Origin of the sequence: Bradyrhizobium stylosanthis (assembly GCF_001641335.1) — a bacterium.
In the GTDB taxonomy this organism is placed as follows: Bacteria; Pseudomonadota; Alphaproteobacteria; order Rhizobiales; family Xanthobacteraceae; genus Bradyrhizobium; species Bradyrhizobium stylosanthis.
The window spans coordinates 1,011,717-1,038,424 of record NZ_LVEM01000003.1 but is presented as its reverse complement, the minus strand read 5'-3'; the positions used below and the strand labels follow the sequence as shown (position 1 = coordinate 1,038,424).

Below are 26,708 nucleotides of genomic sequence, written 5' to 3'. Positions count from 1 at the left end.
CCTCCGATGCGCTTAGCTTACGCCGCGTTGCGCCTCGCGGCGCTATCGGCGAGATGACGGCCGGCAATGTAGCCGAAGGTCAGCGCCGGCCCAAGCGTGATGCCGGCGCCGGGATAATTGCCGCCCATGATGCTGGCCATGTCGTTGCCGGCGGCATAGAGCCCGGGAATCACCCGGCCCTCGGCGTCGAGCGCGCGCGCATTCTCGTCGGTGACGATGCCGGCATAGGTGCCGAGATCGCCGACCACCATCTTGATGGCGTAGTACGGGCCGTTCTCGATCGGTGCGACGCAAGGGTTGGGGCCGTGCAGCGCATCGCCCTGGTAGCGGTTATAGGCCTTTGAACCTTTGCCGAAGGCGGCGTCATGGCCTTGCGGCGCGGTCGCATTGAACTGCCTGACTGTCTCGGTGAAGGCTTTTGCATCGATGCCGGCCTTCGCCGCGAGCGCTTCAAGTGAGTCGCCGCGCATGAGATAGCCGGTATCGAGGTGATGACCCAGCGGCATCGGGAAGGGCGGCACGCAGCCGAGGCCGTATTTGCGCAGTGTGGGATGATCGCAGACGAGGTAGGCCGCGATCTCCTCGCCCGGCTTTGCCGCCTTGATCATGGCCTGGACGAAGTCGTGATAGGAGTTGCCCTCGTTGGCGAAGCGCTTGCCGTCGCGCATCACCGCGATCACGCCGGGCTTGGCGCGATCGATGAAATGCGGCATCACGCCCTTCGAGCCGTCCTTGCGCGTGGTCAGCGATACCGGCACCCAGGCCGCCGCGTTCGGCAGGCGATCCTCGACATGTCCGCCGGCGCTTTCCGCAAGGCGCAGGCCGTCGCCGGTGTTGCCGGTCGGGCCCGGCGAGAAGTGCTCGTTGCCGGTCGGTGCGTGCGGAAACATTTTTTTGCGCCGTTCGACATCATGCGGAAAGCCACCGCAGGCAAGCACGACACCCTGCCGCGCGCGGACGCGCACGTCGCGTCCTTCGCGCGACACGATCGCGCCGGTGACAGTGCCGTTCTCGACCGTCAGCTCGCGCACAGGCGAGGACAGCCACATCGGGATCTTCAGGTCCTGCGCGGATTTCGCGAGGCGGCCCGCGAGCGCATTCCCGTTGGTCAGCGTCATGCCGCGACCATAGCGCAGCACGTCCATCAGGTGCCGCGACAGGCGCTTGGCAACGTAAGCCGCCGAGGTCAGCGACTTCGTCACGCGCATGAAGTGGATGATCTCCTTGCCGCTTCCGAGCATCATGCCGAACACGGTGAGCTCGGGCAGGGGCATGCCGAGCGTCTTGATCTGGTCGCCGAGCTCGCGGCCGTCGAACGGGCGCGTCACCATGGAGCGGCCGCCCTGTGCGCCGCCGGGCGCTTCGGCGTGATAGTCCGGAAACACCAGCGGCATGTCGAAACGCAGCGCCGTCTTGGTGGTGAAGAAATCGACCGCCTCCGGGCCGGCGGTCAGGAACGCATCGACGCGTGCCGCGTCAAAATTGTTGCCGGCTTCATGGCGCAGATAGGTGCGCGCCTGCTCCGGCGTCTCCGCGATGCCATAGGCCTTCGCCAGCGAGGTGCCGGGGATCCAGAGCCAGCCGCCGGAGCGGGCGGTGGTGCCGCCGAAGCGCGGCTCCTTCTCGACGATCAGAACATTCAGGCCGCGAGATGCCGCGGTGATCGCGGCCGACATTCCGGAGCAGCCCGATCCGGCCACGAGCACATCGCACTCGTATGTTTCGCTTGCGCTATGCTCGTTGCCGGTCATGTCTCACCTCACTTCTTCAGCAGCGGACATTTGGATTCGGAGACCGGACGGAAGGCGTCCTCGCCCTTCACGGTCTTGATGATCTCCAGATAGTCCCACGGCTCCTTGGACTGTTCCGGCGTTTTCACCTTGGCCAGATACATGTCGCGGATGACGCGGCCGTCCTCGCGGAGCTTACCACCGTGGACGAAGACGTCCTCGATCGGCAGCTCGCGCATCTTGGCCATCACCTTGGCCGGATCGTCGGTGCCGGCGGCCTTGATGCCTTTCAGGTAGTGCAGCACCGAACCATAGACGCCGGTCTGGATCATGGTCGGCATCACCTTGGTCCGCTCGTAGAACTTCTTGGACCAGGCCCGCGTCGCCTCGTCCATGTTCCAGTACGACGCCGTGGTCATGTAAGTGCCCTGCGCGGCCTTCAGGCCGATCGCATGCACGTCGGTGTCGAACATCAACAGGCCGACCAGCTTCTGGCCGCCCTGGACCAGACCGAACTCGCCGGACTGCTTGATGGCGTTATCGGTGTCCTGGCCGGCATTGGCGAAGGCGACGACGTCGGATTTCGAGCTCTGCGCCTGCAGCGCAAAGGAGGAGAAGTCCGCGGTGTTGGTCGGATGCTTCACGCCGCCCAAGACCTTGCCGCCCATCTCGTTGATGAAGCGGGTTGCGTCCTTCTCGAGCTGCTGGCCGAAGGCGTAGTCCGCCGTGATGAAGTACCAGGATTTGCCGCCTTCCTTGATGACGGCGGAGGCGGTCACCTTCGACAGCGCATAGGTGTCGTAGGTGAAGTGCACGGTGTTCGGGCTGCACAGCTCGTCGGTCAGCGAGCTTGCGCCGGGGCCGGAGAGCAGGGCGATCTTGTTGCGTTCGCGCACCATGTTGTGCACGGCGATCGCGATGCCGGAATTGGGGATATCGACGACGGCGTCGACCTTGCCGTTGTCGAACCAGCCGCGCACGATCTGCACGCCGACGTCGGTCTTCATCTGATGGTCGGCGCTGATGATCTCGATCGGCTTGCCGAGCACGGTCGGCCCGAACTCCTCGACCGCCATCTTCGCGGCCTCGACCGAGCCCGGCCCTGAGTTGTCGCGGCCCCAGCTCGACAGATCCGTCAGCACGCCGATCCGCACCGCGTCGTCGGAGACCTGCGCGGTGGCCGCGGACGTCATCGCAGCTGATGTCATGGCCGCGAGCATCGCGCAGGCCAGAAGCCCTCTCATCGTCGTTCCCTCTCTTTTATGGGCCACCTGGGGCGGCCGGTTTATCGGGCGGCAAATTAGATAATGGCGAATTAGTTTGTCAATGGCGAATAAGGTCTCTCCGTCGTCTGGCGAAGGCCGGGACCCATACCGCGTTGATCTCTCGATGCGGGGCGGTCGCAGTTCCAGAGCACGAGCCGTCGCCAAACTTCTCCCTGTGGTTATGGGTCCCGGCCTTCGCCGGGACGACACTGGGAAAGGCCTTGGTGCACTGCCTCGTCACCGTCATCGCAAGCGAAGCAATCCAGCTCTGTTCCGCAGGTGCAGGCTGGATTGCTTCGTCGCAACGGCTCCTCGCAATGACGGATGTGGCGAGCAGCGTCGCTCGACCCTCGCCTGTCCCGGACGCACTGCGGCGCTCTTGCGCTGCTGCGCAGAGCCAGGACCCATCTAGCGGGGACCGTTCGAGAACGCGTAGGCCCCGGCTCTGCAGCGCATCAGCGTAACGCGTTGAAGACGCGCGTAGACGCGCTTCCGGTACTGCGCAGCGTCCGGGACACGAGAGTGAACAACTGCGTCCACAGGTTGCAACCATCTCCACGATTGGCCATGATGCCCGCTGGAATGATGGGGCAGGGCATGACGGCAGCAGCGGGGGTCTCCACTTCGGCGGAGCGATCGACGACAGCGCATGTGGTGTGGGCGAGCGCGCTCGGCACCGCGATCGAGTGGTACGACTTCCTGATCTATGGCACGGCCGCGGCCCTCGTCTTCAACAAGCTGTTCTTTCCGAGCTTCGACCCTTTCGTCGGCACGCTGGTCGCATTCTCGACCTATGCGGTCGGCTTCGTGGCGCGGCCGATCGGCGGCGCCATCATCGGGCATTACGGCGACCGGCTCGGGCGCAAGACGATGCTGGTCGCGACCATGATCGCGATGGGGCTCGGCACCTTCCTGATCGGCTGCCTGCCGACCTACAGCCAGATCGGCGTCTGGGCACCGATCCTGCTGATCGCCTTGCGCTTCGTCCAGGGCATCGGGCTCGGCGGCGAGTGGAGCGGCGCGGTCGTGATGGTGATCGAGCACGCCGGAAACCGCCGCGGCTTCTACGGCAGCCTGGTGCAAATCGGCTTTCCGGTCGGCGTTGCCGCCTCCACCGGCATCTTCGGCCTGATGACCAAGCTGCCCGAGGCCGACTTCCTGAGCTGGGGCTGGCGCGTGCCGTTCCTGATCAGCATCCTCCTGGTCGGCGTCGGTTTCATCGTGCGCATGAGGCTTGCGGAGACGCCGCATTTCAAGGAGGTGGTCGAGCGCAAGGAGGTGCTGGCGCAGCCGGTATGGGAAGTGCTCCGCCGCGACTGGCGCAGCTTTTTGCTGGCGATCGGCATCACGGTGTCGGAGGTGGGGCTTGCCTATCTCCTCACCGTCTTCACGGTCGTCTATGCCACCACAAAACTCGGCCTGCCGCGTCAGGTGATTCTGGACGCGGTGGTCTATGCCGCCATCGTCGAGTTCGCGACGCTGCCGCTCGCCGGCTGGCTGTCCGATATCTTCGGCCGCAGGGCGCTGTATCTCGCCGGCGGCGTGTTCTCGGTGGCGCTGGCGTTTCCGCTGTTCTGGTTCCTCGACACCAAGGAGCCCGCGCTGATCACGCTCGCGCTCGTCGTCACGATGACGCTGACCCATGCGCTGCTGTTCGGGCCGAAGGCCGCATTCATGCCGGAACTGTTCCGCACCCAGGTGCGCTATAGCGGCGCATCGCTCGGTGCCAACGTCGCGGCCGCGCTGAGTGGCGGCTTCTCGCCGCTGATCGCGACCGCGCTGCTGGCCTGGGCCGGATCGTACTGGGCGGTGTCGGTCTACATCATCGCACTGTCGATCATCACGATCGTCGCGACCTTGATGGCGCCGGAGACGGCGCGCGACGCGCTGAAATCCTGAACTTCAGTGGCAGGCCGGATTCGCCGCGCCCGTCATCACGAAGAAGGTCATGGTCGCCGGTGCGAGGCGGATTGTCCCGGCCGCCGTTGCGATGCCCGTGATGCCCGGTAATCGGTCGCCGGCCGTCAGCGCCAGCGTGCTGCCGTTCAATTGCACCGTCCCGCCCTGTAGCCGCGGTGAGCCGAGCGTGAAGCGTTCGGACGACAGCGGCAGGACGATACGGCGCGATACGTCGCGCGAGGTGTTGATCGCGAGCAGCGTGACTGCGCCTTGCCGTTCGGGATGGCAGTGCGCGTAGATGTGGAGACCGGACGCCGGGGCCGCCCCTGCATCGAGCACCGTCGGTCCCATCAATCGGCGCCACAGCAACGCGGCCCAGTAATTCGGGCGGGGACGAAACGTCGTCTCGTCGAGCAGGCCGTAATCGCTGGCCGCCAGCGTGTTGTGCATGACGACCTGAACGCCGGCTTTTGCCAGGCGTCCGAGCTGATCGAGGTAGCGGAACGCATCGAGGAGCGTCTTGTCCCAGCGATTGCCGCCGCAGGCCGCATCCGCGGTCTCGGTCAGCCAGATCGGCTTCGCCGGCTCGAACCTGTCGCGCAAGTCGCGATAGATCGCCAGCGTCGTGTCGGTGCGGGCGAGCCATTGGTCCGAAAGCGCCTGGGTCGGATCGTCATGGCCGCCGCAGCGCGGCGAGATCGTGTTGTAGTGATGATAGGAGAAGCGGTCGACACCGAGGCCGGATGCGGCGAGCAGATCGCGCGTCGTGATGCCCGATGTCGAGGGAGAGGCGGTATCGCCGGCCGAGCCGGGGCCGAGGATCAGCGTCTCCGGCGTGCTTTGCCTGATCCATTCGCGAAAGATCTTGAAGTCGCGGGCATAGGCCGCGGCGTCATAGCCGGGCGGGGCACCGTTGGTGGCGGCGAGTGTCGGCTCGTTCATGAACTCGGCCGCCGCTACGCGGCCGCCGAGCGAGCGCGTGACATCGATCAGACGCTGGGCCTGATCCGGCTTCCAATTTCCGGCACCGTCGCGGCTGCCGGGACTGACGGCGAAGGAGGTTGCGATCTCTGCGTCGACCGCGCGCGCAAAGCCGATGACGCCGCGCCACTGCGCGCGCGTGAGCACGGAGTTGAATCCGGCCGGCCGCTTTGCCGGTGCGGTCTCCGCATCGCCAAAGAACGTCGCATTGGCCCAGGTCCCGCTGACGCGGACATAAGCCGGCGACAGCGCCGCCGCGAGCATGCGCAGACGTGGGTTGGACAGATCGATCGGCGCCCTCGGGCTATAGCGATCGTCTTGATCGAAGGCGCGGCCCGCGCGCGGATACGGTCTCCAGAACCGTCCGCCGGTCACCTCGACCATCTCGATATTGTAGGACTGGAAGCGTGGCTCGACGGAGCCGATTGCCTTTAATTCGGCAGGTGTAACCGAAAAATCGGCGGCTTGTGCGGCGGTCGCCGCCGCCGCCGCGGCAAGGCCCGTCAGCAATATGCGCCGCCAAAGCGGCCAAACGAACCGGACGGGTCCGGCCGTCGTCACCTCGCTCGCGGCGCGGCGGCGGCTTTTCCCGCCGGCCGGCCCTTGCGCACGGCACTCCAGAAATTCTCGGCCGCCCGCGTCATGCGCGCCCGCGTGCGGAACAGCGAGACGCTGATCGGAATGTTCCATTCCGCGCCGCCGGCGCGCAGCAGCCGGCCGGTGTCCAGATCGGCGCGGACGAGGGTCATCGGCGCCCATGTCACACCGCGTCCCTCGCGCGCCATGTCGATCAGCAGCATGACCGGCGCGGCGAAGCCCGGGGCGAGCCAGGCCGACGGATCCTTCGCCGCCAGGAACGAGGTGACCAGCCGTCCCACGCCCGAGCCGGGATGATAGGCGAGATAGGGCAGCGGCGCGCCCGATGCGCCGGGCAGGGCGTAGCGGGGCTGTGACTTCTTGCTGCGCGCGCCACGGCCGGGCTTGGCGGCCGGCGCGCTGATCGGAATCAGGATGTCGGTTGCAAGCTCGATGCGCTGGAACCGGTCCATGTCGAGCCGGCTCACCAGCGACGGGTGATAATGCGCCAGCATGAAGTGGGCCTGTGCATCCAGCAGCAATTTCTCGCAGCCGGCGAAATTCGAGGCGACGAGCTGCACGGCAGCACCGGCGCGCGCGCTCTCCGAGCTGCGGATCCACTCCGGAAAGAACGTCTGCGACAGCGCATGCGTTGCAGCAAAGGTGATGGTCTCGGCCTTCAGCCGGGCCACCTCCAGCGCTTCCTCGCGCCCGACCTGGACCCGGCGCAGCACATCCTCGGCTACGGGCCGGAAGCTCTCGCCCGCCGCCGTCAGCGTCACGGTGTGGGTGGACCGTTCGAACAGCTGCGTGCCCAGCCACTCCTCCAGCGACCTGATGCGGCGGCTCAGCGCCGGCTGCGTCACGTGCCGGCGCTCGGCCGCGCGTGAGAACCCGCGCTCCTCGGCGATGGCAAGGAAATCCTCCAGCCAGATCAGGTCCATAATAACGTTTTGTCCTCAAATGATACCGATACGGCATTAGCGCCTGAAGCGCCGCTGGTCCAATGTAAACGGCATCGCAAGACAAGAACAAAGCGCCACCTCGCATGGCGCGACGATGCCGTTGGAGGAACGTGAATTGCAGGTTGCCGCAACGCCGCTGTCCGAGCCGATCCCGAGCACCAGGTCCGAACGGCGGCGCAAGCCGCTCTGGCGCGAACAATATGTCCTGGTGGTCGCCGGTGCCGCGCTGGGCGTGCTGTTCGGCGCCCTGTTCCCGGCCGTTGCCGTCGAGTTCAAGCCGCTCGCGGACAGCTTCATCTCGCTGATCAAGATGACGATCGCGCCGCTGATCTTCCTGGTGGTGGTCACGGGCATCGCGCAGGTCGGCGACATGAAGGCGGTCGGCCGCATCGGGCTCAAGGCCTTCGTGTATTTCGAGGCCGTGACGACGCTGTGCCTGCTCATCAGCTTCGTGGTGGTACGTTGGGTCCAGCCCGGCGCGGGCGTGGCGCACGCCACGGCGCAGCAGGCGGAGACCGTCGCGCGCTATCAGCAGGCCCATGTCGGATCGTTGTCCGCCTACATCCAGCACATGATCCCGGAAAGTTTCGTCGGCGCGTTCGCGACCGGTGACGTGCTCCAGGTGCTCGTGTTGGCCCTGCTCTGCGGCATCGGGCTGCTGCTGCTCGGCGACAAGGCCGCGCCGCTGCGTTCCGGCATGGAGCGGGTGACCGAGCTCGTGTTCAGCGTCGTCCATGTCGTGGTGGCCCTCGCTCCGATCGGCGCCTTCGGCGCCATGGCCTTCACGGTCGCAAAATTCGGAGCCGCCACGCTCTACGCGCTGGCGCTGCTGGTCGGCACCGCCTGGGCGATGATGGCGTTCTTCATCTTCGTCGTGCTCGGCACCATCTGCCGCATGGTCGGTATCCGCCTGATGGATCTGCTGCGCTTGCTGCGCACCGAGCTGCTGGTCGTGCTCGGCACCTCGTCGTCGGAGACCGCCATCCCCGGCATGATGGAGAAGCTGCCGAAGGCGGGTGTCGGACGCGCCGTTGCCGGCCTCGTCATTCCCTCCGGCTATTCCTTCAATCTTGACGGCGTCGCGCTGACGCTGCCGCTGTCCACGATCTTCGTCGCCCAGGTCTACGGCATCGAGCTTTCCGCCGGCCAGCAGCTCAGCCTGTTCGTGGTGATGCTGTTCACCAGCAAGGGCGCGGCCGGCGTCACCGGCGGCGCGTTCGCCGCGCTGGCGGCAACCGTCGTCGCGGCCGGCCTTCCGGCGGAGGGCCTCGCGCTGCTGCTCGGCATTGACCGCTTCATGTCGCTGGCGCGCGCCATCACCAACACCATCGGCAATGCCGTTGCCGCCATCGTCGTCGCGAAATGGGACGGGGAATTCAGGCGGGAGGACTGGGCACAGTCCGCCGCGCAAATCCAAGCAGCGAGTTAAGGATCCAAGGTTCGTCTATGGCTACCAACACCAATGAACTGCCCGTCATCGCGCTGACCCCGGGCGACTGCACCGGCATCGGCCCTGAGCAGATTGCGCGCGTGCTCTCCGATGACAGGCTCGCGGATGCCGCCCGTCTCGTCGTGGTGGGCGATGCCCGCGTGCTCGAGATGGGCATGGCGCATGCCGGCGTGAAGCTGAAACTGGAGCGCATCTCTTCGCCCAAGGCGGCGAACTGGAGTCGCGGCACGGTGCAGCTCGTCGATCTTGGCAATACCGATCCCGCCCAATTCCCGCTCGGCAAGGCCAGCGCCGAGTCCGGCCGGCTGACCGGCGAGACGCTGTCGCGCGCGATCGATTTCTCTAGGGCAGGCGAGGTCGATGCCATCACCTTCGCGCCGCTGAACAAGCGCGCGATGTTCGATGGCGGCTGGAAGTTTCCCGACGAGCACAAGATGTTCGCCAGCCTGCTCGGTCACAAGACCTACTTCTCCGAGATGAACGTGCTCGACGGGCAGTGGATGTCGCGCGTCACCGGGCACCAGTCGCTGCGCGAAGCGCTCGACGGCATCCATCCCGAAAGCATCACCGACTCGATCGTGCTGGTCGACCGCATGATGAAGCGAGCCGGCGTCGCCAAGCCGCGCATCGCGGTCGCGGCCCTCAATCCGCATGCCGGCGAGAACGGCCTGTTCGGCCGCGACGAGATCGAGATGATCCGTCCGACCGTCGAGGCGGCCGCGAAGACGGGCATTGCCTGCACCGGGCCTTACCCCGCCGACACCGTCTATATCCGCGCCTTCGCCGGCGAGTTCGACAGCGTGGTCGCGATGTATCACGACCAGGGCCAGATCGCGACCAAGCTGCGCGGCTTCAACCGCGGCGTCACCGTCACGGCGGGCCTCGAAACCGTCTTCACCACGCCGTCGCACGGCACGGCGTTCGACATCGTCGGCAAGGGAGTGGCCAACACCGGCGCGCTGGAGAGCGCGGTCCGGCTCGCCGCGAAGCTCGTCTCGATCAAGGTCAAGGAGGCCGCCTATGCAAACTGATCGCAGAACCCTGCTCCAGGCCGCAGCCGCGCTCCCGCTCGCCACCGCCGGTGCGAGTGCCGCATTTGCTCAGGCGCCGGCCGCAGCGCCTGCCGCCGCGCCGCCCAAGGAGGTCACGCGCGCGCTGGCGCATTATCTCGTCACCGCAAGCTATGACGATTTGCCGACCAATGTCCGGAAAGAGGGGGTGCGCACGCTGCTGAATTGGGTCGGCGTCGCCATCGGCGGCTCGCATCACGAGACGGTCGATATCGCGGTCTCGGCACTCGGCCCGTTCTCGGGCCCGCAGCAGGCCTCGCTGTTCGGGCGGCGCGAGCGGTTCGACATCATGAATGCCGCCTTCATCAACGGGGTGTCGAGCCACATCTTCGACTATGACGACACCCATCTGAAGACCATCATTCATCCCGCGGGTTCGGTGGCCTCGGCCATTCTCGCGCTGGCGGAAATGCAGCAGGTCTCGGGCAAGGAGTTCTTGAACGCGCTGGTGCTCGGCGTCGAGACCGAGTGTCGGATCGGCAACGCGGTCTATCCGAACCATTATGACGTGGGCTGGCACATCACCGGCACCGCCGGCGTGTTCGGCTCGGCCGCAGCCGTCGGCAAGCTCCTGAAGCTCAACGAGCAGCAGATGACTTGGGCGCTCGGCCTTGCCGCCTCGCAGCCCGTGGGCCTGCGCGAATCCTTCGGCTCCATGAACAAGAGTTTCAACCCGGGCCGGGCGGCGTCCAGCGGCATCTTCGCCGCCATCCTGGCCTCGAAGAACTTCACCTCGTCGGACGCGATGATCGAGGCCAAGCGCGGCTGGGCCAACACGATCAGCACCAAGCAGGACTACAACGAGATCCTGGGCGACCTCGGCAAGCGCTACGAGGCGGCGCTGAACACCTACAAGCCGTTCGCCTGCGGCATCGTCCTGCATCCGGCGATCGATGCGGCGATCCAGCTCCGCAACGAGAACAAGCTGGCCGCCGACCAGATCGAGCGCGTCGACCTCAAGGTGCATCCGCTGGTGCTGGAGCTGACCGGCAAAAAGACGCCGAAGCTCGGCCTGGAAGGCAAGTTCAGCGTCTATCACGCAGTCGCCGTGGCGATCATCGAGGGCGCCGGCGGCGAGAAGCAGTTCAGCGATCGCGCCGTGACGGATGCGAGCGTCGTCGCGCTACGCGGCAAGGTGAACCCGGTGATCACGCCGGGCATCAAGCCGGAGCAGGTCGATCTCACCATCGTGCTCAAGGACGGCCGCAAGCTCAACCGCTACATCGAGCATGCGATCGGCAGCGTCGAGGTGCCGATGACCGACAAGCAGCTCGAGACCAAGTTCTCCGACCTCGCGGACGGCATCATTCCCGCGGCGACCATCCGCCGGGTCATGGATGCCTGCTGGGGTGTCGAGAACCTGCCGAATGCGGCGGAGATTGCCAAGATGTCGGTCGCGGTCTGATCGCGAGGGAGAGACGCATGCCCTCACGTCGCCGCTTCCTCCAATCCGCAGGCTCGGTTGCCGCGCTGGCCGCAACCGGCGGCCGCGCCGCTCTGGCGGCAGGCCCTGGCGTCACTGAGCGGCTCGCCCGCTACATGGTCGTCGCGCGCGACCAGGAACTGCCGGAGAAAGTGCTGCTCGAATGCAGGCACCGCATCCTGGATACGTTCGGCGCGATGGTATCGGGCGCGCGCATGCGGCCGGGCGAGATGGCGCTGAAATATGTCCGAACGCTCGGCGGCGATGCGCAGGCCTCCGTCATCGGCTCCGATTTCCGGACCACCGCGGTCAACGCGGCGCTTGCGAATGCGATGTGCGCCCATGCCGACGAGACCGATGATTTCGAGCCCGTGACCAAGGCGCATCCGGGATGCTCGGTGGTCCCGGCCGCGCTTGCGTTCGGCGAGCGCGAGCATCGCAGCGGCCAGGACGTCCTTCGCGCCGTCGCGCTCGGCTACGATTTGACCTGCCGCCTCCTGATGGCGCTGGGCCCTGATCTCGTGCGCGGCTCGCATCGCAGCGCGGAGGGCACGTCATCGACCTTCGGCGCGCTCGGCGCCGCCGCTTCGCTCGCACGGCTCGACGAGAAAGGCATGCGCTATGCGGTCTCCTATTCGTCGCAACAGGTCTCCGGCCTGTGGAGCTGGGTGAAGGATCACGACCACATCGAGAAGGCGTTCGATTTCGCCGGCATGGGCGCGCGCAACGGCGTCATGGCCGTGGACATGGTCAAGAACGGCCTGACCGGCGTCGACGACGTGCTCGACGGCACCCACAACCTCTTCATCGCGCTGTCGAGCGATCCGAAGCCCGAGGAGATGGTGAAGGATCTCGGCAGCCGTTTCTATGTCACGGAAACCGCGATCAAGACCTTTTCGGTTGGTTATCCCATCCAGTCGCCGCTGGACGCGACCCTGACGCTGCGCAAGCAGCACGGTCTCACCCCGGACAAGGTAAAGAGCATCCTGGTCAAGCTGCCGACCGACGCCATGGGCATCGTCGGCGAGAGCGCGATGCCGGATGTCAACTGCCAGCATCTCGTCGCGGTCGCGCTGGTCAAGGGGGCCGTCTCCTTCAACGACAGCCACGACGTCGCGCTGATGCACGATCCCAAGATCCTGGAGCAGCGCGCCAAGGTGGCGCTGGCCGGTGACAAGGCGCTGATGGATCCGGCCGCGCCGCGCGGTGCCGTCGTCGAGATGACATTGACCGATGGCAGGAAGGTGGAACACTTCACCAAATATCCGCCGGGCACCAAGGAAAATCCGCTGAATACGGAAGCCGTGGAAGCAAAGACCAGGGATCTGATCGCGCCGGTGCTGGGCGCCGAGAAATCGGAGAAGCTGATCGAGCAGATCCGCAATCTCGAAAAGGTCGACGACATCGGCAAGCTAAGGCCGCTGATGACGACCTGATACAAGGGCGGTCAACGATAAGTAAAAAGAGAGGAAACGCCTGATGTACCGATACTGCCGCCGCTGGGTTCTCGCCGTCTGCGGCGCCATTCTACTGTCCGGTCCGGCGCTCGCGCAGGATTACCCGTCGCGACCGGTCAAGATCATCGTGCCGTTCCCGGCCGGCGGGTCCAACGACATCATCGCCCGCATCGTCGCGCAGAAGCTCGCCGAGCGGACCGGGCAGACCTTCGTCGTCGAGAACCGCGGTGGCGCCGGCGGCAATATCGGTGCCGAGACGGTCGCGAGCGCCGATCCCGACGGCTACACCTTGCTGCTGACCGCGCCGCCGCCGTTGACGATCAACGGCTCCCTCTACAAGAAGCTGCCGTTCGATCCGGCCAAGGCGTTTGCGCCGGTTGCGCTGATCGCGTCCGTGCCGATCGTCCTGGTCGTCAATCCCTCGGTGCCGGCGAAGAATGTCGGCGAGCTGATCGCGCTCGCCAAGGCGAAGCCCGGGACGATGAATTTCGGCTCGTCCGGCATCGGCTCGACCAATCATCTGGCCGGCGAGCTGCTCAAGAGCATGGCCGGCATCGACATCGTTCACGTGCCCTATCGCGGCGCGGCGCCGGCGATGAACGATCTGCTTGCCGGGCAGATCCCGTTCATGTTCGACAACATGCCGGCGGTGCTGCCGCAGGTTCAGGGCAAGGCCATCAATGCCATTGCGGTTGCGGGCGCCAAGCGCGCGGACGCGCTGCCCGAGGTGCCTGTTGTGGCCGAGACCATCCCCGGCTTCGAGGCCTCATCCTGGTTCGGACTGGTGGCACCGGCGAAGACACCTCAGCCCGCGCTCGCGAAGTTGAGCGGAGAGCTCGAGACCATTTTGAAGATGCCCGATGTCAAGAAGCGGCTTGCTGAGCTTGGCGCCGAACCGGGCACGGTTTTCGGCGGCGCGTTCGGGCAGTTCATGGCGGACGAAACCACGAAGTGGGGCAAACTCGTCAAGACCTCTGGCGCCACGGTGGATTAGGACAGCGTCATGGATCTCAAGCTGGGCGGCAAGGTCGTCGTCGTCACCGGCGGCAGCATCGGCATCGGACACGCCATTGCTGCCGAGCTCGCGCGCGAGCAGGCGCATGTCGTGATCGTCGCGCGCGACGCCGAGCGGCTGGCGGCGGCAGCTAGCGAGATGTCGCTGGATACGGGACGGCGGGTGATCGCCTGCGCCGGCGATATGACCAAGCCAGACGATATTGCGCGGGCGATGGATACGGCGCGCGAGGCCTTCGGCCGTATCGACATCCTCGTCAACAATGCCGGCGCATCGCCGATGGGCCGGATCGCGGAGACGCCGGACGCGATCTGGGCCAAGTCGATCGAGCTGAAGCTGCTCGGCTACATGCGCTGCGCCCGCAATGTCCTGCCTGAGATGCGCGATCGCCGCTGGGGCCGCGTCATCAACATCATCGGCCGCAGCGGACACCAGCCGCGCGCGGCCTATATGGCTGGCGGCGCGGTCAATGCGGCGCTGCTCAATTTCACGCTGGCGCTTGCCGAGGAATGCGCGCCCGATAACGTCCTGGTCACGGGCGTCAATCCCGGTCCGGTCCAGACCGATCGCTGGGACAGCCTGATTGCGCAGGGCGCGGCCATCGCCGGGCAGGATCGGGGCGCGGCGAATGCCGCGGCGATCGCCTCGGTTCCGCTGGGGCGGGTCGGGCAGCCGCAGGAGGTCTCCGGCCTCGTCGCGTTCCTCTGTTCAGACCGCGCATCCTTCATTACTGGAACCTGCATCAACGTCGATGGCGGCGGAACGAGGTGTATCTGATGGCTAGCGAACTCAGGAAGATCGGCGTCAGCGAGGATTGCGAGCTTGCGGTTCGCGTCGACGACTATCTTCTGCCTTGGGATGTCAGGCCGCCGGTCGTGATGCTGCATGGCCTCGCCGAAAGCGGCGAGGCGTTCCGGCGCTGGGTGCCGTATTTCGCGACGCATCATCTCGTCGTGCGGCCGGACCTGCGCGGCTATGGCGATTCGACGCCGATGCCGGGCGACTATGTCTATCGCTTTGCCGGTCTCGGCGACGACATCATCCGGATGCTCGATGCGATGAAGCTCGATCGCGTGTTCCTGATCGGCGGCAAGATCGGCGGCACGCTGGCCATGCATCTCACCGCGAAGCACCCCGATCGCGTCATTGCGGTCGCCGCGGTCGGCGCGCCGGCGTCGCTGACCTCGTTCAACGAGAGGGCGCCGACCTGGCGCAAGCAGATCCGCGAGCAGGGCGTCGAAGCCTGGGTGCGCGAGACCACCGCCGGCCGGCTTGGCTCGTCGCTGCCGCCGGCGGCGCTCGATTGGTGGATCGCGCTGATGTCGAAGACCAAGGCCTCGACGCTGGAGGCGTTCCTCCAGATGGTACCGACGGTCGACGTCACCGGTGAGCTGCCGTCGATCAGACGCCCGGCGCTGGTGATCACCACGACAGGCTCGGGCCTCGGCGACGTCAATTCCGTCAAGGCTTGGCAGGAAACGATCCCGGGATCGAGGCTCGAAGTGCTGCCGGGCGATTCCTACCACGTCGCCGCCACCGATCCTGATGTCTGCGCGCGGAAAGTGAGGGAGTTCTTCGACCGGCTGAAGACATGAGAGACTAGTCCGGATAAGGCCCGCAAGAGGCCCGGACCAAACGCAAAAAAACGGGAGGGAATGATGAAGTTAAGGCGAATGCTGGCCTTCTATCTCGGTGCGACTGCGCTGCTGCATGCCGGCGCCGTGATGGCGGCGACTGTCGAAATATCCGCCAGCGACATCGGCGGCCAGGTGACGAGCGACAAGGGGGCGGAGGCCGGCGTCTGGGTGATCGCCGAGACGAAGGACTTGCCGACCAAATACGCCAAGGTGGTGGTGACCGACGATCAGGGCCGGTTCGTCATCCCGGATCTTCCCGCGGCCAATTACAAGGTCTGGGTCCGCGGCTATGGCCTGCAGGACACCGCGCAGCAGGACGCCCGTCCCGGCAAGGTTCTCGACTTCAAAGCCGCCCAGGCCGCGCCGAAGCAGGACGCGCAGAACTATCCAGGCATGTACTGGTATTCGATGCTCGACATCCCCAAGCCGGAAGAATTTCCCGGCACCGGCGACAAGGGCAACAAGATGCCGGAGACCATGAAGTCGCAGGCCCAGTGGGTCGATACGGTCAAGAACATGTGCCAGTCCTGCCACGCACTCGGCACGCGCGGCATCCGCGAAGTCCCGAAACTGTTCACCGAGGGCTATGACTCTCACACCGCCTGGGCGGTCCGCACCCAGGCCGGTCAGGCCCAGGAGTACATGGCGACGGTGCTCGCCAGCATGGGCCCGGAAAAGGTCTACGATCTCTTCTCGAAATGGACCGACCGCATCGCGGCCGGCGAATTGCCGTTCGCCAGGCCCGAGAGGCCCAAGGGCATCGAGCGCAACGTCGTGTTCACGATGTGGGACTGGGCGGCGCCGACGCGCTATCAGCACGATGCGATCTCGACCGACAAGCGCAACCCGCGCCTGAACGCCAATGGCCTGATCTACGGATCGTCGGAAGAGAGCTCCGACCTCGTGCCGACGCTCGACCCCGTGAAGAACATCGCCGGCACCATCAAGCATCCCTATCTCGATCCCAAGACGCCGTCGTCGACCGATGCGCCGCGCGGGCCGTCGGCCTATTGGGGCGACGAGCCGATCTGGGATGGCCATACCAGCATCCACAACGTGATGATGGACGAGCAGGGCAAGGTCTGGTTCACCGCGCGCCTGCGTCCGCCGGCCAATCCCGATTACTGCAAGCAGGGCTCGGATCTGCCATCGGCGAAGGTGGCGCCGCAGGCGACTTCGCTGCGGCAGTTGTCGCGCTTCGATCCTGCGACGGGCAAGTGGGACCTGATCAACACCTGCTTCACCACCCATCACCTGTATTTCGATGACGACGCCAACCAGACGCTGTGGACCAGCTCCGGCGGTCCCGGGCTCGGCGGCGGTCTGGTCGGCTGGCTCAACACCAAGCAGTACCGCGAGGGCCTGGACGACGTGAAATCGCAGGGCTGGACGCCGCTGATCATCGACACCAACGGCAATGGCAAGCGCGATGCCTATGTCGAGCACAAGGATCCCGTCGATCCGTCCAAGGACAAGCGCATCGCGGCGTCGTTCTACGGCATCATGCCGAGCCCGGTGGATGACACGATCTGGGGCCAGGCGATGGATCGCGGTTTCTCCCGCATCGATCAGCCCGGTTACATCGTGCGCGTGATGCCCGGGCCCGATCCGGCGAACACCGCGCTGGCGGAGGTGTATCAGCCGCCGGAGGGGACGTTCGGTCCGCGCGGTCTCGACATCGGCCTCGACGGCGTGGTGTGGACGGTGCTGTCCAGCGGTCATCTCGCAAGCTTCGACCGCAAGCTCTGCAAGGGGCCGCTGAATGGACCCACGACCGCCGACGGCAAGCAATGCCCGGAGGGATGGAAGACCTGGCGCATGCCGGGACCCCAGTTCAAGGGCCTCGATGCCAGCGGCAGCGCCAACCACGCCTATTATGTCTGGGTGGACCGCTACAACACGTTCGGCCTCGGCGCCAACGTGCCGATCGCAAGCGCCAACGGCAGCGAGTCGCTGCTGGCCCTCGTCAACGGCGAGCTGGTGAACCTGCGCAATCCCTATCCGCTCGGCTTCTTCACCAAGAATGTCGACGGCCGGATCGACGATCCCAATACCGGCTGGAAGGGCCGCGGCCTGTGGAGCACGACGGGAACACGCGCCAGCTTCCATGGGGAGGGCGGCAAGGAATCCTCGCCTAAAGTCTATAAGGTGCAGATGCGGCCCGATCCATTGGCCCATTGAGTGTTTGGCCCTATGAATAGCTCCGCAGGAAACGAATGCCCAAGCCAGGGAATATGACGATGACCAAGACCTCACGACGAGACCTCCTCACCGCCGCAGCCGCGATGACCGCGGCGGGCATCGCCGAAGCAACGCCGGCTGCCGCGCAAGGCGCACCGAAGCCGATCTTCGCGGTGCCGATGGTCGCCATTCCGATCGTCGGCGAGACCCAGGTGTTCCAGGTCCGCCGCATCTACTGCATCGGGCGCAACTACGCTGCGCACGCGATCGAGCGGGGTTCGGACCCGAACCGCGAGCCGCCGTTCTTCTTCCAGAAGCCGACGGATGCGATCCAGAACGTGGCGATCGGCGAGGTCGCCGACCATCCCTATCCGTCGCTGACCAAGAACTACCATCACGAGGTCGAGCTGGTGGCCGCGCTGAAATCCGGCGGCACCAACATCCCGGCCGACAAGGCGCTCGACCATGTCTATGGCTACGCGCTCGGCCTCGATATGACCCGGCGCGATCTCCAGAACGGCATGGCCGCGGAGAAGAAGCCATGGGAGATCGGCAAGAGTTTTGATCATGCCGCCGTGCTCGGCCCGATTCATCCGGCGAGCAAGACCGGCCATTTCGAGAAGGGCGCCATTTCGCTCGCGATCAACGGCACGGTGAAGCAGAACTCGGATCTCAGCAAGATGATCTGGAGTGTCGCCGAGCAGATCGCGAAGCTGTCGGAGGCGTTCGAGCTGAAGGCCGGTGACATCATCTATTCCGGCACGCCGGAGAATGTCGGGCCGGTGGTGAAGGGCGACGTGCTCTTGTGCAAGCTCGAGGGCCTGCCGGACATGTCGATCAAGATCGTCTGACGGTGCTTCTTCGCCTCTCCCCGCTCGCGGGGAGAGGCCGGATTGCATCGCAGATGCAATCCGGGTGAGGGGGAGTCTCCGCGAATCCAACTGTCACCGTCCCCGCGGAGACTCCCCCTCACCCCAACCCTCTCCCCGCAAGCGGGGCGAGGGGGTGCACTGCCGGCGTTGCTAATGGCTCGTCCAACTTTGGAGGCTGAGATGCTGCGGCAAGGTTTGACTGCTGCGTTAGGCTTTGTCTTCCTCGCGACCGCTGCCTTTGATGCGAAAGCCGAAGGCCCCACCGACGTCGCACCCACGGGCACACTCCGCGTGGCCGTCGCCGTCGGCCCCGCCGCCTCCGCGTTCTGGACCACGCGCGATCCTTCGAGCGGCAAGCCGCGCGGTGTCACCGTCGAGCTCGCCAAGGCCGCCGCCGATAGGCTGCACGTGCCGCTCCAACTCGTCGAATACCAGAGCTCCGACGAGATCGCGGCGGCGAGCAGCAAGGACGTCTGGGATCTCTCCTTCATGCCGGCGGACGTCAAGCGCGAGGCGTTCGTCGATCAGGGTCCGGCCTATGTCGCCTACATGAGCGGCTATCTCGTGCGCGCCGGTTCGGACATTCGCACCGTTGCGGATGTCGATCGTGTCGGCATGCGGGTCGGCTGCATCGAGGGGACGTCGACGTCGCGCACGGTCGAGAAGTCGATCAAGCAGGCGAAGCTGACGAAATTCGCCAAGCCGGAAGAGGCGGCCGCCTTGATTGGCAAGGGCGAGCTCGATGCGCTCGCGATGGGCATGGGGGCCCTGGAGGATCTCTCGCGAAAACTGCCGGGAACGAAGGTGTTGGACGAGGTGATCCAGTCGACCGGCGTGGTCGTTGTCGTGCCCAAGGGCAAGGCCGCGGCGAAGGTCTGGGCGGCGCATTTCCTCGATGAAGCCAAGGCGGATGGAACGGTGCGCCGCGCACTCGACGGCAACGGGTTCACCCGCGACAAGGTCGCGCCGTAGTTGCGCTATCGGCGTCCGGCTTGCCCTTGAATTGCCGGAGTTCCCGGCGCGATTGCCCCGTGTTGGGCAACGGACAAACGTCCTGCGGCCATATTTCAGTAAGAAGTGATCTCCCGAGAGGGAGGCGCTCCGATGAACAAAGCTCTGATCACTGCCGTCGTGCTGCTCGCGGGCGTGCCTGCGAGCGCTGCCGCACAGGAGCGTGCCGGCGCTGCGGCAATCGGAGCCGTATCAGGCGCCGTGGTGCTTGGGCCGATCGGCGCCGTCGCCGGCGCGGCGATCGGTTATACCGCCGGACCTGCAATCGCCCGGTCCTGGGGCGTGAGAGATTCGCGCTCGGCGCGACAGCGGCCGCCGCCGCGTCGCGAGGCCAATCGCACGGCTGGCGCCCCGCCGCGCACACGCCAGGCGATGGATGCCAACGGCCAGATGAGAGCCGCCAGCAATCCGCCGGTGCAAGCCGCGCCGGCGCCGCAGCCGGTTCAAGAGGCTCCCGCCGCGCCCGTGCAGACGTCGGCGCCGCCTGCTCAGGGATTCGAATAAGGCCAGGCCTTCACCTCTCCCCGCTTGCGGGGAGAGGTCGAATTCGATCGCAGATCGAATTCGGGTGAGGGGGTACAGGTCTCTCGGCGATCTCGCCTGTGGAGAGAGGCCCCTCACCCCAACCCTCTCCCCGTAAGAACGGGGCGAGGGGGCGCACCGCTGACGCGGTCGCAGTTTGACTCAATTCAAAGAACCTAGGCCGCGGTGGTCTTCGGCCGCAGCCGGTCGACCGTCCGCGCGATCAGCGCGGCCACGTCCGGCACCTTCGGGCCGATGCGAAACTCCGGTCCCGCAACGACGACCGACAGCCTGCGGTCGCCGATCGGCAGCGGGATCGCGGCGCCAGCGAGATCGCGGCTGTAATCCGCAAAGCTCTGGCAATAGCCGCGTGAGATCGAGTTGCGCAACTCGGTCTCGACGGCCTCGATGCTGATCGGCGTCGAGGGGCCGTATTGCTTGAACTCGATCTTGCGATAGACGCTATCGCGCTCTTCCTGCGAATATTGCAGCAGCAGCGCGCGGCCGCTTGCGGTGGCGTGGATCGGCACGCGATGGCCGATGGTCGCGAAATAGCGGATCGCGGCCTTGGACTCGACGACGTCGATGAACACCGCCATCACGCCGGCCGGCGCCACGATGGACGCGGTCTCGCCGGTCTCCGCCGAGAGATCGGAGATCAACTGATGCGTCCACGACGGCAGCGGCTCGACCTCCGAGATCATCCGCGCCATGGCGAGCCACCGCGGCGTCGGATAGAAGCCGGCGCGCGGCCGCGGCTCGTAGAGATAGCCCTTCTCCGACAGCGTCGCGAGCAGGTTGAAGGTCGACGAGCGCGGCCAGCCGAAATGATCGGCGATCTCGGCAAGCGTCGCCGGCTTCTTCACTTGCGCGAAGAACTCCATGATCTCCAGGACGTTTGCGGCTTGGCGAACGATCATGGCGAGGCTTGCAATCCTTTAACTCTGGCCGAGAATCTTCTTCGCGGCGCGAAGATGTGGCTTGTCGATCATCTGGCCGTCGAGTCGCAACGTGCCGGAATTCGGATTGCTCGCGAACGCCGCGATCACCTTCTCCGCCCATGCGCGCTCGGCGTCGGTCGGTGCGAATGCCGCGTTGACGATATCGACATGCTTGGGATGGATCAGCGCCTTCGCCGAAAACCCGTCGCGCCGCGCCGCGCGCGTTTCCGCTTCGAGACCTGCGAGGTTGTCGATGTCGGTGTAGACGGTGTCGATCGGCGCGACCTCGGCCGCGGCCGCCGCCATCAGGCAGAGATCGCGCGCGAGGCGGTAGGGGCTGTGGAACACGCCGCCGCTCGCTTTCTCGGTGGCGCCGAGCGAGGCCGAGAGATCCTCCGCGCCCCACATCAGGCCGGCAAGACGAGGCGAGCAGCCCTTGTAGCTGCCAAGACCGAAGATCGAGCTTGCGGTCTCCGTCGCGACGCAGACGATGCGGGTCGCGCCGACCGCGATACCGGACGCGGCTTCAAGGGCCTCGAGCCAGGTCGCGACCTGCCGCACGTCGTCGCCGCCCTGCGATTTCGGCAGCACGATGCCGTCGGGCCGGCCCGGCATCACCGCGGCGAGATCAGCCAGCGTCATGCCGGTGTCGAGCGCGTTGACGCGGACATAGAGCTGGTGCAAGCCGGCACGGCTCTTCAGCATCGCCAGCGTCAGCCCGCGTGCTTCCGGCTTCTTGTCGGTGACGACGGAATCCTCGAGATCGATGATCAGCGCGTCGGCCTTGCCTTCGCTCGCCTTCTCGAATTTGCGCGGGGAATCGCCCGGCACGAACAGCATCGAACGCATCAGACCGGCCTCTTGTGCATCATCGCCATGCGGCGGCATTTGCCGACGATCTCGTCGTTCTGGTTCAGAGCGTGGTGCTCGAACTCGACGATGCCCGCTTTGGGGCGCGATTTGGATTCCCTCAACGAAAGCACCTTCGTCGTCGCCCGCAAGGTGTCGCCATGGAAGACCGGTTTCGGAAAGGTGACGTCGGTCATGCCGAGATTGGCGACGGTTGTGCCCATGGTCGTATCATAGACCGTCATGCCGATCATGATGCCGAGGGTGTAAAGGCTGTTGAAAATGCGCTGGCCGAACTCGGTCTTTTCGGAGAAATGCGCGTCGATATGCAGCGGCTGCGGGTTCAGCGTCAGCAGGCTGAACATGGTGTTGTCCATCTCCGTGACGGTCCGGGTCAGCGGATGCCTGAACTCCTGGCCTACGGAAAAGTCTTCGAAATAAAGTCCGGCCATCGCGGTTTCCTCCCTGTGTGTCTTGCGATTTGGCCCGCGCTGCGGCTTAAGGCGGCGCGGCCAGGTGAACTGCTTTTTGCTCTGCGAGCTGCTCGATCTCTTCAGTCGAGAGACCGGCCTCGCGCAAAATGTCGCGGCCGTGCTGGCCGAGCGTCGGGGCGGGACCCGCGGCTTCCGGCTGGGTCACGCTCCAGGTCGAGGGCACGCGCATCTGGCGGATGCGCCCTTCGACGGGATGCTCAACCGTTTGGAAGAAGCCGGTCGCCTTGAGGTGCGGATCGTCCAGGATCGTCTCCAGCGTGTGCATCGGCATCACCGGAATGTCGGCGCGCTCCAGGAGCTCGCGCCACTCCGCCGTGGGGCGCGTCGCGAAGATCTGTCCGATTTCCTCGTAGATCTCGTCGATATGTTTCGTGCGCGCGGCGTGGTTGGCGAAGCGCGGCTGCTCCAGGAAGTGCGGCTGCCCGATCGCCTCGAAGAAGCTGCGCCAGTGCTTGTCGTTGTAGATGAGGACGCAGAGATAGCCGTCGCTGGTCTTGTAGGGCTTTCGGTAGCGCGAGAGCAGGCGAGCATACCCGCCATGGTCGAGCGGGGGATCGTAGGTGAGGCCGCCCAAATGATCGACCAGCACGAACTCGGCCATGGATTCGAACATCGGCACGTCGATGCGCTGGCCGACACCCGTGCGCTGCTGGTGCATCAGCCCGCCCATGATCGCATTCACCATCATCAACCCGACGATGCGGTCGGCGATGGTGACGGGCACGTAGCGCGGCGTACCGTCGCCGGCGGCAGCGAGCAGCGTCGGAATGGTGGCGGCGCCCTGGATCAGATCGTCATAGGCGGGCTTTGCGGCATAGGGGCCGGACTGGCCGTAGCCGAACGCACCGACATAGACCAGCGACGGATTGATCTCGCGAAGCGTCTCGTAGTCGAGGCCGAGCCGCGCCATCGCCTGCGGGCGCACATTGTAGACCAGCGCGTTGGCGCGCTTGGCCAGAAGCAGCAGCGTGTCGCGGCCTTCCTTCTTCTTCAGATCGAGCACGATGCTGCGCTTGCCGCGATTGGCGTTGTGGAACATCCCGCCCATGCCGGGCGTGCGGCCGGGACCGATCTGGCGGACGATGTCCCCTTCCGGGCTTTCGACCTTGATGACGTCGGCGCCCATGTCCGCGAGCACCTGGGTGCCGTAGGGGCCCATCAGCACCGAGGTCAGGTCGAGAATGGTGAAGCCGGCGAGCGGTCCCATGGGGCCTCGTGAGATGAATTCATATACGTGGAGTTAGAGTTCATAAAACGCTGGTGTCAATTCAGCGAAGTCGGCCTGGCGTGCATAGCGCCATGCGCAGTTCATATACTTGACAGATAAATTCACATATATGTACATTTTCCTCAAGCAAGAAATGGAGCGAGGGCCGGACGGTGCTGCAGCAAGCCGCTGCCGCCTTCGGCGTGGGGACGCGTTAGGGAGAACCAAATGAAGAAGAATCTGGCCTGGGCTGCCGCCGCGCTCGCGCTTTCGCTGCCGGTCTCGACGCTTCAGGCACACGCGCTCGAGCTGAAGGTCGCCGACAGCTTTCCCGCTGGCCATTACCTCGTCCGCCTGCTGCTCAAGCCCTGGATGGACGACGTCACCAAGCGCACCAACGGCGCGGTGACCTTCACCTATTATCCCAACCAGCAGATCGGCAAGGCAGCCGACATGCTGCGCCTGACGCAATCCGGCGTGGTCGACATCGGCTACATCGGGCCGTCCTACGTGTCCGACAAGATGCCGCTGTCGGAAGTCGCGCAATTGCCGGGCGCATTCGCGACCAGCTGCCAGGGCACGCTCGCCTACTGGAAGACCGCGCGCGAAGGCATCCTGGCCAAGCAGGAATACGCACCGAACAAGATCAAGCTGCTGATGGCCGTGGTGCTGCCGCCCTATCAGGTGTGGACCGTCAAGTCGAAGGTGGAAACCACCAAGGACATGCAGGGCCTCAAGCTGCGCACCACCGGCGGCGCGCAGGATCTGACGCTGCGGGCGCTCAATGCCGTGCCGGTGCGCATGGCCGCGCCCGACGCCTATGAGTCTCTGTCGCGCGGCACCATGGACGGCCTGCTGTTCCCGCTCGACAGCGTCGTCTCCTACGGCCTCGACAAGCTGGTCAAGCACGCGACCGAAGGCGTCAGCTTCGGCAGCTTCATCGTCGCCTATTCCATCAACCAGTCGGTCTGGAACAAGCTGCCCGACGACGTGAAGAAGGCGATGGACGAGGCTTCGGAAGCGATCACGCCGAAAGCGTGCGCCGACGTCGACAAGGAAGGCGAAGTCACCAAGAAGCAGATGCAGGATGAAGGCGTCAGCTTCGATCCGCTGCCGGAAGCGACGCGCGCCGAGATCAAGGACAAGCTCAAGGGCGTCGGCAAGGAATGGGCGAGCGGGCTCGACAGCCGTGGCAAGCAGGCATCCGCCGCGCTGAAGGAGTTCGAGGACCTGCTCGCCTCCGGCGGCACGAAGTAATCCGACAGCAACGAGGGAGGCGCGAGAGGTGATCAAGCGGGCAGGAGATGTGCTCGGCGCGCTGGAGCGCGCGCTGACGGTGATCGCGGTGGTGTTCCTGTTCGCGATCATGCTGCTGGTGGTGACCGACGTGTTCATGCGCTACGCGCTGAACAGTCCGTTCGCCTTCACCTATGACCTGATCGGGCTCTATCTGCTGGCCGGCGTGTTCTTCTTCACGCTGTCGGACGGCCTGCGCGAGCATGCGCATGTCGGCGTCGACATCCTGCTGTCGCGCTTCTCGCCGGCGGGCCGGCGGCTGTCGGAGATCGTCACCGCGCTTGCGGGCCTGTTCGTGTTCGTCCTGATCTGCAAGGTCGGGTTCGAGCGCGCGCTGGAGAATTACGAGCAGCACGACGTGCTGGCCGGTGCGATTGCCTGGCCGACCTGGATATCGGCGGCGCTGGTGCCGTTCGGCTGCGGCGTGCTGGTGCTGCGGCTGGCGCTGCAGCTCGTCGGCAACGTGCTGAGCCTCGTCAGCGGCCGCGACCTCTATCCGCTGCCGCCGGTGACCGGCGTCGGCGAAGCGCGATCCTTCGAGTAACGGGCGATATCCATGACACCTTTCATCGTTCTCGCCCTGCTGTTCGGCCTGCTGGCTCTCGGCACACCCGTCGGCTTCGCCATGGCCTTTGCCGGCTCGGTCGGCCTCGTCATGGTCGGCGGCTGGTCCACGCTGTTCGGCATCCTGCAAACCGCGCCGCTCTCGACCGTCTCGTCCTACGAATTGATCACCATCCCGATGTTCCTGCTGATGGCGGACCTCGTGCTGCTGTCGGGCGTTGCGGACGATCTGTTCAAGACCGCCTCGGCCTGGGTCGGTCGCATTCCCGGCGGTCTCGGCATGGCGACCGCGCTGGCCGGTGCCGGCTTCGGCGCGATCTGCGGCACCTCGACGGCCTCGGCCGCGACGCTGTCCTCGACCAGCCTGCCCGCGATGATCCGCCAGGGCTACGAGCCGAAGATGGCCGCCGGCGTCGTCGCGATCTCGGGCACGCTGTCGATGCTGCTGCCGACCAGCGTCGCGCTGGTCATCTTCGGCCTGCTGGCCGAGGTGAACATCGGCAAGCTCCTGATCAGCGGCATCATCCCGGCGATCCTCGTCACCATCACCATCATGGCCACGATTTATTTCCTGGTCTGGCAGGATCCTGCGCGCGCACCCGCCGCGAAGTCGGTGCCGTGGCGCGAAAAGTTTGCGCTGCTGTGGCAGGTCTCGCCGATGGTGGTGCTGTTCTCGATCGTGACGGGCACGATCTATCTCGGCGTCGCCACGCCGACAGAGGCGTCGGCCTTCGGCGCATTCGGCGCGTTTCTGCTCGCGATCGTCAAGGGCAAGATCACGCCGTCATCGCTCTACAGGACGCTGCTGCGCGCCAGCCACGGCACCTGCATGATCATCATGATCCTGGTCGGGGCCTCGATCTTCGGCTATTTCTTCACGCTCACCCACGTGACCCAGGATCTCGTCGCCTGGATCGGCAGCTTGCCGACCTCGCGCTGGGTGATCATCACGCTGATCCTGTGCGGCTATATCGTGCTCGGCTCCTTCATGGACCAAATCGCGATCCTGGTTCTGACCGTGCCGATCGTGCTGCCGCTGATCAAGACGCTCGGCTTCGATCCGATCTGGTTCGGGGTCATCAAGATCGTCACCGCCGAGGTCGGCATGATCACGCCGCCGGTCGGGCTGAACTGCTTCATCGTCGCCCGCTACGCCAAGCGGCCGGTCGCGGAAGTCTTCCACGGCACCTTCCCGCACTTCATCGCGCACCTGATTGCGATCGCGATTCTGGTGGCGTTTCCGTCTATCATCCTCTGGCTGCCCTCGCAGATGGGGCGCTAGGATCGGAGCCCGGCTCCCAAT

General features: G+C 65.6%; 22 protein-coding genes and 1 pseudogene. 15 read left to right on the top strand and 8 right to left on the bottom strand.

The genetic code is table 11. From position 1 onward, the window contains the following. Positions 1–17: 17 nt before the first annotated feature. A complete protein-coding gene (locus A7X65_RS24580; protein ID WP_063689869.1) occupies positions 18–1,751 on the bottom strand; it encodes an FAD-dependent oxidoreductase in 1,734 nt (577 codons plus the stop codon). An 8-nt stretch (positions 1,752–1,759) separates the two neighbouring features. Beyond that, on the bottom strand, positions 1,760–2,974 hold the full coding sequence (locus tag A7X65_RS24575) for an ABC transporter substrate-binding protein (RefSeq protein WP_063689866.1): 1,215 nt from the start codon (positions 2,972–2,974) through the stop codon (positions 1,760–1,762). A gap of 618 nt (positions 2,975–3,592) precedes the next feature. Between A7X65_RS24575 and A7X65_RS24570 the strand changes: the two genes are divergently transcribed. Then, positions 3,593–4,894 (top strand): MFS transporter, encoded by a 1,302-nt coding sequence (locus A7X65_RS24570; protein ID WP_063690772.1) that lies wholly within the window; start codon positions 3,593–3,595, stop codon positions 4,892–4,894. Between the two features lie 3 nt (positions 4,895–4,897). Here the strand turns inward: A7X65_RS24570 and A7X65_RS24565 are convergent, their stop codons facing one another. Both A7X65_RS24565 and A7X65_RS24560 read right to left on the bottom strand, forming a co-directional pair. Next, positions 4,898–6,385 (bottom strand): glycosyl hydrolase family 79 N-terminal domain-containing protein, encoded by a 1,488-nt coding sequence (locus A7X65_RS24565; protein ID WP_245323795.1) that lies wholly within the window; start codon positions 6,383–6,385, stop codon positions 4,898–4,900. 47 nt (positions 6,386–6,432) lie between these two features. Next, a complete protein-coding gene (locus A7X65_RS24560; RefSeq protein ID WP_063689863.1) occupies positions 6,433–7,395 on the bottom strand; it encodes a LysR family transcriptional regulator in 963 nt (320 codons plus the stop codon). 136 nt (positions 7,396–7,531) lie between these two features. Here A7X65_RS24560 and A7X65_RS24555 point away from each other — a divergent pair, with 136 nt between their 5' ends. From A7X65_RS24555 to A7X65_RS24505, 11 genes are all read left to right on the top strand, one after another. Then, complete coding sequence (locus tag A7X65_RS24555; RefSeq protein WP_063690769.1) at positions 7,532–8,845, top strand: cation:dicarboxylate symporter family transporter; 1,314 nt, start codon at positions 7,532–7,534, stop codon at positions 8,843–8,845. Positions 8,846–8,862: 17 nt separating this feature from the next. Beyond that, positions 8,863–9,897, top strand: coding sequence for a PdxA family dehydrogenase (locus A7X65_RS24550; protein ID WP_063689861.1), 1,035 nt, complete (start codon positions 8,863–8,865; stop codon positions 9,895–9,897). After that, positions 9,887–11,341 carry an MmgE/PrpD family protein gene (locus A7X65_RS24545; RefSeq protein WP_063689859.1) on the top strand — a complete coding sequence of 485 codons (1,455 nt, stop codon included), beginning with the start codon at positions 9,887–9,889 and terminating at the stop codon, positions 11,339–11,341. The genes A7X65_RS24550 and A7X65_RS24545 overlap by 11 nt, the downstream gene beginning before the upstream one ends. A gap of 17 nt (positions 11,342–11,358) precedes the next feature. After that, positions 11,359–12,795, top strand: a complete 1,437-nt coding sequence (locus A7X65_RS24540) for an MmgE/PrpD family protein (protein ID WP_063689857.1) — start codon at positions 11,359–11,361, stop codon at positions 12,793–12,795. 43 nt (positions 12,796–12,838) lie between these two features. Beyond that, a complete protein-coding gene (locus A7X65_RS24535) occupies positions 12,839–13,810 on the top strand; it encodes a Bug family tripartite tricarboxylate transporter substrate binding protein (protein ID WP_063689855.1) in 972 nt (323 codons plus the stop codon). A 9-nt stretch (positions 13,811–13,819) separates the two neighbouring features. Further along, positions 13,820–14,608 (top strand): SDR family NAD(P)-dependent oxidoreductase, encoded by a 789-nt coding sequence (locus tag A7X65_RS24530; RefSeq protein ID WP_063689852.1) that lies wholly within the window; start codon positions 13,820–13,822, stop codon positions 14,606–14,608. Further along, entirely contained in the window at positions 14,608–15,426 is an 819-nt protein-coding gene (locus A7X65_RS24525; RefSeq protein ID WP_063689849.1) for an alpha/beta fold hydrolase, read from the top strand. Before A7X65_RS24530 ends, A7X65_RS24525 begins: the two co-directional genes overlap by 1 nt. 63 nt (positions 15,427–15,489) lie before the next feature. Further along, positions 15,490–17,649 (top strand): carboxypeptidase-like regulatory domain-containing protein, encoded by a 2,160-nt coding sequence (locus A7X65_RS24520; RefSeq protein ID WP_063690768.1) that lies wholly within the window; start codon positions 15,490–15,492, stop codon positions 17,647–17,649. Between the two features lie 59 nt (positions 17,650–17,708). After that, on the top strand, positions 17,709–18,500 hold the full coding sequence (locus A7X65_RS24515) for a fumarylacetoacetate hydrolase family protein (protein WP_063690767.1): 792 nt from the start codon (positions 17,709–17,711) through the stop codon (positions 18,498–18,500). Positions 18,501–18,701: 201 nt separating this feature from the next. Further along, positions 18,702–19,493, top strand: coding sequence for a transporter substrate-binding domain-containing protein (locus A7X65_RS24510; RefSeq protein ID WP_063689846.1), 792 nt, complete (start codon positions 18,702–18,704; stop codon positions 19,491–19,493). 132 nt (positions 19,494–19,625) lie between these two features. Beyond that, positions 19,626–20,036: a hypothetical protein gene (locus A7X65_RS24505; RefSeq protein ID WP_063689843.1), complete on the top strand. Its 411-nt coding sequence runs from the start codon at positions 19,626–19,628 to the stop codon at positions 20,034–20,036. A gap of 194 nt (positions 20,037–20,230) precedes the next feature. Here the strand turns inward: A7X65_RS24505 and A7X65_RS24500 are convergent, their stop codons facing one another. From A7X65_RS24500 to A7X65_RS24485, 4 genes and pseudogenes are all read right to left on the bottom strand, one after another. After that, on the bottom strand, positions 20,231–20,974 hold the full coding sequence (locus A7X65_RS24500) for an IclR family transcriptional regulator (protein WP_063689840.1): 744 nt from the start codon (positions 20,972–20,974) through the stop codon (positions 20,231–20,233). Positions 20,975–20,992: 18 nt separating this feature from the next. Then, the gene (locus A7X65_RS24495; RefSeq protein ID WP_063690766.1) at positions 20,993–21,844 is read right to left on the bottom strand and encodes an HpcH/HpaI aldolase/citrate lyase family protein; all 852 of its coding nucleotides are present in this window, start codon (positions 21,842–21,844) and stop codon (positions 20,993–20,995) included. Further along, positions 21,844–22,311: pseudogene (locus tag A7X65_RS24490) on the bottom strand (MaoC family dehydratase); the annotation flags it as partial. The pseudogene A7X65_RS24490 and the gene A7X65_RS24495, both read right to left, overlap by 1 nt. A gap of 31 nt (positions 22,312–22,342) precedes the next feature. Then, positions 22,343–23,545 (bottom strand): CaiB/BaiF CoA transferase family protein, encoded by a 1,203-nt coding sequence (locus A7X65_RS24485; protein ID WP_063689837.1) that lies wholly within the window; start codon positions 23,543–23,545, stop codon positions 22,343–22,345. A 228-nt stretch (positions 23,546–23,773) separates the two neighbouring features. On the opposite strand from A7X65_RS24485, the gene A7X65_RS24480 reads away from it, so the two are divergent. The 3 genes from A7X65_RS24480 to A7X65_RS24470 are packed head-to-tail and all read left to right on the top strand — an operon-like array spanning position 23,774 to position 26,687. Next, positions 23,774–24,802: a TRAP transporter substrate-binding protein gene (locus A7X65_RS24480; RefSeq protein WP_063689834.1), complete on the top strand. Its 1,029-nt coding sequence runs from the start codon at positions 23,774–23,776 to the stop codon at positions 24,800–24,802. A 28-nt stretch (positions 24,803–24,830) separates the two neighbouring features. Further along, positions 24,831–25,385, top strand: coding sequence for a TRAP transporter small permease (locus tag A7X65_RS24475; RefSeq protein WP_145664984.1), 555 nt, complete (start codon positions 24,831–24,833; stop codon positions 25,383–25,385). Between the two features lie 12 nt (positions 25,386–25,397). After that, positions 25,398–26,687 (top strand): TRAP transporter large permease, encoded by a 1,290-nt coding sequence (locus tag A7X65_RS24470; RefSeq protein WP_063689832.1) that lies wholly within the window; start codon positions 25,398–25,400, stop codon positions 26,685–26,687. Positions 26,688–26,708: the final 21 nt, after the last annotated feature.

Excerpts from the sequence above, each read along its gene's own strand:
- A7X65_RS24580 (WP_063689869.1), bottom strand. The coding sequence starts at position 1,751 with ATGACCGGCAACGAGCATAGCGCAAGCGAAACATACGAGTGCGATGTG.
- A7X65_RS24575 (WP_063689866.1), bottom strand. The coding sequence starts at position 2,974 with ATGAGAGGGCTTCTGGCCTGCGCGATGCTCGCGGCCATGACATCAGCT.
- A7X65_RS24570 (WP_063690772.1), top strand. The coding sequence starts at position 3,593 with ATGACGGCAGCAGCGGGGGTCTCCACTTCGGCGGAGCGATCGACGACA.
- A7X65_RS24560 (WP_063689863.1), bottom strand. The coding sequence starts at position 7,395 with ATGGACCTGATCTGGCTGGAGGATTTCCTTGCCATCGCCGAGGAGCGC.
- A7X65_RS24550 (WP_063689861.1), top strand. The coding sequence starts at position 8,863 with ATGGCTACCAACACCAATGAACTGCCCGTCATCGCGCTGACCCCGGGC.
- A7X65_RS24545 (WP_063689859.1), top strand. The coding sequence starts at position 9,887 with ATGCAAACTGATCGCAGAACCCTGCTCCAGGCCGCAGCCGCGCTCCCG.
- A7X65_RS24540 (WP_063689857.1), top strand. The coding sequence starts at position 11,359 with ATGCCCTCACGTCGCCGCTTCCTCCAATCCGCAGGCTCGGTTGCCGCG.
- A7X65_RS24535 (WP_063689855.1), top strand. The coding sequence starts at position 12,839 with ATGTACCGATACTGCCGCCGCTGGGTTCTCGCCGTCTGCGGCGCCATT.
- A7X65_RS24530 (WP_063689852.1), top strand. The coding sequence starts at position 13,820 with ATGGATCTCAAGCTGGGCGGCAAGGTCGTCGTCGTCACCGGCGGCAGC.
- A7X65_RS24525 (WP_063689849.1), top strand. The coding sequence starts at position 14,608 with ATGGCTAGCGAACTCAGGAAGATCGGCGTCAGCGAGGATTGCGAGCTT.
- A7X65_RS24520 (WP_063690768.1), top strand. The coding sequence starts at position 15,490 with ATGAAGTTAAGGCGAATGCTGGCCTTCTATCTCGGTGCGACTGCGCTG.
- A7X65_RS24515 (WP_063690767.1), top strand. The coding sequence starts at position 17,709 with ATGACCAAGACCTCACGACGAGACCTCCTCACCGCCGCAGCCGCGATG.
- A7X65_RS24510 (WP_063689846.1), top strand. The coding sequence starts at position 18,702 with ATGCTGCGGCAAGGTTTGACTGCTGCGTTAGGCTTTGTCTTCCTCGCG.
- A7X65_RS24505 (WP_063689843.1), top strand. The coding sequence starts at position 19,626 with ATGAACAAAGCTCTGATCACTGCCGTCGTGCTGCTCGCGGGCGTGCCT.
- A7X65_RS24500 (WP_063689840.1), bottom strand. The coding sequence starts at position 20,974 with ATGATCGTTCGCCAAGCCGCAAACGTCCTGGAGATCATGGAGTTCTTC.
- A7X65_RS24495 (WP_063690766.1), bottom strand. The coding sequence starts at position 21,844 with ATGCGTTCGATGCTGTTCGTGCCGGGCGATTCCCCGCGCAAATTCGAG.
- A7X65_RS24485 (WP_063689837.1), bottom strand. The coding sequence starts at position 23,545 with ATGGGACCGCTCGCCGGCTTCACCATTCTCGACCTGACCTCGGTGCTG.
- A7X65_RS24480 (WP_063689834.1), top strand. The coding sequence starts at position 23,774 with ATGAAGAAGAATCTGGCCTGGGCTGCCGCCGCGCTCGCGCTTTCGCTG.
- A7X65_RS24470 (WP_063689832.1), top strand. The coding sequence starts at position 25,398 with ATGACACCTTTCATCGTTCTCGCCCTGCTGTTCGGCCTGCTGGCTCTC.